A 5,335-nucleotide genomic window follows, 5' to 3' on the forward strand; every position below is an offset into this window, starting at 1 on the left:
TGGGTTTCTATTTTTTATTCAACACTCAAACGTCAATTAAATTGGTATTGTTCTTTCCATTTCCTGACACCAAAACTCTTCAAACTCGACAAGGCTCAGCTCTTTAGAAAAAGCCCAACCCTGCCCATACTCAACCCCCATCTCTCTAAGAATACGATGTTGGATAGAGTTCTCTATTCCCTCGGCCACCAGCAAAAGATTCTCTTGCTTGGCTATCGCGACAATATGCTCAATCAAAGAAGAGCGAATGGAGGCGTCTTCCATCTCTTGAATAAAGCTGCGATCTATCTTAAGGCTGTGAGCGTTCATCTTTCTTAACTGGTGCAAGTTGGAATAGCCGGTGCCGAAATCATCAATTGCTATCTGCATCCCCTTGTCTCGCAAGACTCTGAGTTTATGCAATGCAGAACTGTCTTCTAGCTCCTCACTCTCTGTGACCTCCAGAACCAATACCCCTCGGAAATCGTAGGTTCCCTCTTCGTTCACTAGTTCCAGAATCGACTTCTTATTGATGTCTGAAGAAAAGATGTTCACATTCAGTTTGAATTCTGCTGGCAGGTTATCTATCCGGTGAAGCTCCGATATGGCTTTCTTCATCATGTTCTGGGTAAATTGCCAGGTCTGACCGGTTTGTACGATGATAGGGATGAATTCGTTGGGCTCTATACTACCTCGACGGTCGCTATAGCGTGTGAGCATTTCGACCCCAATGGTTTTTTGGGTTCGTAGATCCACTATGGGTTGATATACACAATGGAAGGAATTCGAGTTAATCGCCTTTCTGATACGGTAACGGTCAGAGAACAGGTACTTTAACCATCTGACACTGAACATATAGGCGAACAAACCAATCAGTAAGCTAGTCGCGATGGTGAAGACTCTCAATACAGCGGTATCACTATCCAGTTTGTTCGGGTTCAACTTCATCCCTAAGCAAAAAGCTCTTCGAATATCGCACTGCTTTACCAGATTATTTCCTTCTCCATCCAGAAAATTCCAGAGGGTTGGTTCGGGTAATGAGAAAATTCCCTCATGACCACCAAAGTGGATGACGTCTGATTTTTTCAGATACACCAGCTCCCAGAGAAAGCTGTCATCAATCAATTCGTTGAGTGATTTCTCATCCAGCACAATGTTGTAATTGCCTTTCCGAATCACCAGCGAATCGTAGGTATTGTCGAGAATGATGAGTTTGACATGACGCCAGAATTTAAAGCCTTCCTCGGTGACCAGATGCGGCGTTGCACCTCCAACAAAAGGTGGAGACAGCTTGCCCTTTCCGGTTGTACAAAAGAGGGTGTTATCTTCCAGATACCCTATGTCTTTAATGTAATCGGAAGTGAAAAGCAGCTTTCGCATCATCAGGTTATGTTCGTCAGAACATGTCCTCAGTTGCAAATGATTCAGAGTAGTCAGTACTTCCACCACTTCTTTGTGAACATTGCTTACCGTCTCAAGCACTCTTATTGCGTCTTTGTTCTGCTCCTTCCAAAGGTAATACCCTACTGCACCCTGAATTGAAAAATAGCTCAACATGGCGATCACGAAGGAGAGTATGAAAGCCTTTAAGTAAAGCAACGGGTTCCCTGTGTTTGTTTTCATCTAAGCCAACTTTATATCTTTACGGGAATCGTGAAACGTATAAATCTGCCAACAAATCGGTGACATAAGCCTTATCAGCCGATCTTCTTCCCGCATTTCTATCACATTCGAGCCAGCGTTTTGTCCGCCATGTTTACAAAATCTGTGTATAACTCTGAGCTCTGTCCGTTAATCTCAAAGTTAACACGCGCAGGGAGGTGTTCTCAGATTTGAGGCATTCATTTATTCCTTTGGGATACGAGTATCGAGCAGGAGATACCCCAACATCACTTCTTCGTTGGACTCACTTCGCCAAACAGACAAAACAGTGTCCAGATGAACGTAACAACAAGCCCCAGTGGGATACTGCCAAACAGCAGCCAGGGGACAACGTCGCCATATGAGTTGAAGTGCTTTGGAAGCAGCCAACCTTTGAGGAATTCAATTAGTGTGGGGACAGAAATGGGGGCAAATGCTACTGCCCAGATAAGATAGTACCCAGCAAAAATAACCAACGCTTTCGTTGAGTAATAGTAAAAAATCGCAAGGATTATCAAGCCTCCCAGATACCCAACCAATAAGGAAGTGGGGTGGAGACACAGTATTAGCAGGTCGAAAAGCATAAGGGGCTATGAACCAGGTTGTTGACCTAGTTCATTTCATATTTCCAAGGGGTTTCAAACAACATCACGGTGTGATTTTTCTTGTATTCCTGGTGAAGCTTTTCTGCGTCAGCAATTTGCGTTTCAGTGAGTTGTTCCTTCACCGCTTGCTCCTCTTTCTCTATACGCTTGCGGGTTCCGATCAATCTGTCTGATCCCATCGCATCCAGGTAATTGAGGTAGTAGCTGTAAGATTTCACCAGGTTTTTCTCGACTCGGGTTTTGGGGTAATTACCCGCGTACGCTTTTGCCAGAAGAGCCAGAGATGTCGCGTCCCCCATTCGCACCGCTTCCTCAAGCCAAACCACAGCCTGATGGGTTTTGTCGGTTTCTATCAGTAACTGAATCGTTTTTTTCACAGCAGGCAGATAGCCTGTTTCAGCCAGTTCGGCGTATCGCTGTTTACTTTCTTTCATTCGGTTTCCCGGCAGTACAAACCACTCTTCGTATCCCTGCTCCACCAGCTCGACTTCTGCCAGCTTTGCCCGCTCAGATTCCTGTTCCAATGCTTTGGTTAGCCAGATTTTGGCTTGCTTATATTTTTCATCTCTTTTCAGATAAAACATCGTCAGAATGGCTTTGGTATTGCCGTTTTCAGCTTCTTGCTCCAATGACGTTAAAAAGCGCTGCTGCCACTTAACCCGGCTCTCTTCACTGCCCGAGCGATTGGTGTTTGCCAACCGCTCCATTGCCCAGATGTTTCCACTTTCTGCGGCTTGTAAGGTGTAGTGGATAATCTCTTCCTGACGCCTGACCGCATGGGGCAGTGTGGCTAACTCGTCGGCGTACAGCAAAGCAGCCATTGAATGCCCTGAGTCTGCGGCGTGTTTCAGGTATTCCAGCGCCTGTTCGTTATGGTATTGCAGCCTCAGCACACGCCCTTTTTCGAACGCCTGCTCTGGAGTGATGTCTTCGATTTCATTCAAGGCATAACTGCTTAATGGCAGACAGAGCAGTGACAACGCCAGAAGTTGTTTTACCCCTTTCATGGCTGAGCACCTGGTCATGGTTGAGCACCTGACTCTTCAATAGCAATTTCTTCACTGCTCTTAACCGCAACGACCGGGTCATGAGCGACGTCTGAAAGCGCATTTTGATAAGAGGACAATTGCCACACGATACGGGCGACACGTTCCTGCAATACCGACAGCTCTTCTTTCGCGAGATCGTAGTTTTGCTTATCGATTTGCTCCTGAATATAAGCATTACGACTGTAGATGGGCGACAGGCTCAAAATGTACTGCTCCAGCCGCTCGGCACTTTCCTGGTTATTTGCGTGCTTAGTTTCATTCACCAGATTCGCTGCCAGCGTCCTCGCAGAATAGAAACGCTCTAAATCGCGTTGTAACTCTTCACGATACCCTTGGCTTTGTACCTCAATTTTCTTGATTGCGGCTTCCACTTCTGGGTTATCCGGGAACAGTTCTTTGGCTTTTTCCATCAACATGACAACGTTGAGGTATTGCTGGTAAACCGTGATCTTCAAATCGCTGTCCATGGCATCCACCAATGCAGAGCGAATCACAATTTGTTCATCAGGTGGCAGCTCGGCAACCGACTCCTCGGTCAGCTTTGAAAGCAGCTCTTCCGTTGGCGCAGTTACAGTACGCTTCATGCCTTCTACGGCGTGGCACACCTTTAAACGCTCAACCGAGTAAAAGTAAGCCACCGCAACCGTTAATGCCCAAGCAAGAATGAAGAAAAACATCCAGATATTCCGACCAGACTTACTGGTATTGTCGGTTGGCAAATCCGGTTTCTGAACCACTTGAGTCACGGTTTCGATGCGGTCAATATGCTCGAAAATACTAAAGGCAATGCCTTCAAAATTCGGGCTGGATTCAGGCTGAAAACGCTCGCACAGTTCATTGAGATCCTGCAAAGCACGCTCACAGCGATACAGGTCACGAATCTGATCCTTATTGGGCTTGATCAGTTTGAGATCAGACGTGACCTTGCTGGTCATCCACTGAATGATTTCTTGCTTGTGATGGCTTGAAAGTGCCTGGTGATCTTTGTCTTCCACATAGGCGGCAAGCATCAGCTCTAACCCCGACGCAAAGCCTTTCACTCCCTCAACCTTAAACCCTGCAACTGAAAAGTAGCTGGTAAGCAGGAAGTCCATTCCCACTTCGGTGCCCAGTTTGATGCATTCATTAAACACGGATTCCCACTGAGTCGCCCCAGATAAAAATCCCATTCGACCATTAATTTCACTGCGAATTTTTTGATAGCGTTCGGAATCCCTGAGCGAAGGCTGGTTGCTCAGTATGGTAAAAATTCCGTGGTCGATATAAATCTTGTTTGACACCCAAATACCTTATTTTTGCTGGCGCGATTTAACGCGCTATGCATCTTAATGTGTGACTGACTTTCTGCGAGCTAGTACAGAGTGCTCGACAGTTTGAACGAATCGAACAGACGTTCTTTAAACGGATTCACCGCAGCTTCGGAATACAAGCGGTAAGACACATCACCGCGATCGATCGCGAACTTGTAATCCACACTGGTGATGCTGCCTCCTACCACTTCACTCTTATCAAGCAGTCGGAACAGCGCCCAAGGTCCTTTGCGCTCGATACTGCGCGGCGACAAGTTCGACTTGGTTGGCACTAACGTCACTTTCGATACAGAGCTTCCACGCAAGGTGTTTGGCCAAATCAACTCCACCGACTGGCGAGGACCGTGGCTGTATTCCACATACTGACCGTCGATATTGATCACCGAGCGACGCTTGTTAGACGTCAGGCGAATCGGCTCAAGAGAGAACGCTACATCCAGAATCCCTTTGCGGTTAAAGAAGGCACGTTGGATCTTCTTCGCTTGTTTAAGCTGTGCCAGCACTTCAGGACGAATCAGCGATTGCTGCGCCGAATCTTCAGAAATGGAGATTCCTTCTTCGATGAACATCTTCAGTTGCTCGCTGTAGAAGCTGTCCAAAGTGCCGTCTGGCGAGAAGAATTCTTCAAAATCTTCCAGTGCCACGTCTTTGCGCGACTCTTGATCGAACGGATAACGGGAGGCAAATTTCTCCTGGAACACCGAATACACGTCGCGCTGCCAGCGGATCTCCAGATGCTTGATGGCTTCTT

Annotated in this window: 5 protein-coding genes; all 5 read right to left on the reverse strand. The window is 46.8% G+C overall.

Features of this window, described 5'->3' with window-relative positions; genetic code table 11:
* Positions 1-36: 36 nt before the first annotated feature.
* Positions 37-1,602 (reverse strand): EAL domain-containing protein, encoded by a 1,566-nt coding sequence (locus RH89_RS12480; RefSeq protein ID WP_004402258.1) that lies wholly within the window; start codon positions 1,600-1,602, stop codon positions 37-39.
* A gap of 266 nt (positions 1,603-1,868) precedes the next feature.
* Positions 1,869-2,096, reverse strand: a complete 228-nt coding sequence (locus RH89_RS12485; protein WP_139063277.1) for a hypothetical protein — start codon at positions 2,094-2,096, stop codon at positions 1,869-1,871.
* A gap of 134 nt (positions 2,097-2,230) precedes the next feature.
* Positions 2,231-3,232, reverse strand: coding sequence for an SEL1-like repeat protein (locus RH89_RS12490; protein ID WP_139063278.1), 1,002 nt, complete (start codon positions 3,230-3,232; stop codon positions 2,231-2,233).
* A gap of 14 nt (positions 3,233-3,246) precedes the next feature.
* Positions 3,247-4,554 (reverse strand): type VI secretion system ImpA family N-terminal domain-containing protein, encoded by a 1,308-nt coding sequence (locus RH89_RS28685; RefSeq protein ID WP_004402262.1) that lies wholly within the window; start codon positions 4,552-4,554, stop codon positions 3,247-3,249.
* Positions 4,555-4,625: 71 nt separating this feature from the next.
* Positions 4,626-5,335, reverse strand: a 710-nt coding sequence (locus RH89_RS12500) for a type VI secretion IcmF C-terminal domain-containing protein (protein WP_004402263.1), incomplete at its 5' end; no start/stop codon positions are given.

This window comes from Vibrio nigripulchritudo ATCC 27043 (genome assembly GCF_000222685.1).
Taxonomy (GTDB): Bacteria; Pseudomonadota; Gammaproteobacteria; order Enterobacterales; family Vibrionaceae; genus Vibrio; species Vibrio nigripulchritudo.

What these genes read in the sequence shown, in the direction of transcription:
- RH89_RS12490 (WP_139063278.1), bottom strand. Translation starts at nt 3,232, where the DNA reads ATGAAAGGGGTAAAACAACTTCTGGCGTTGTCACTGCTCTGTCTGCCA.
- RH89_RS12480 (WP_004402258.1), bottom strand. Translation starts at nt 1,602, where the DNA reads ATGAAAACAAACACAGGGAACCCGTTGCTTTACTTAAAGGCTTTCATA.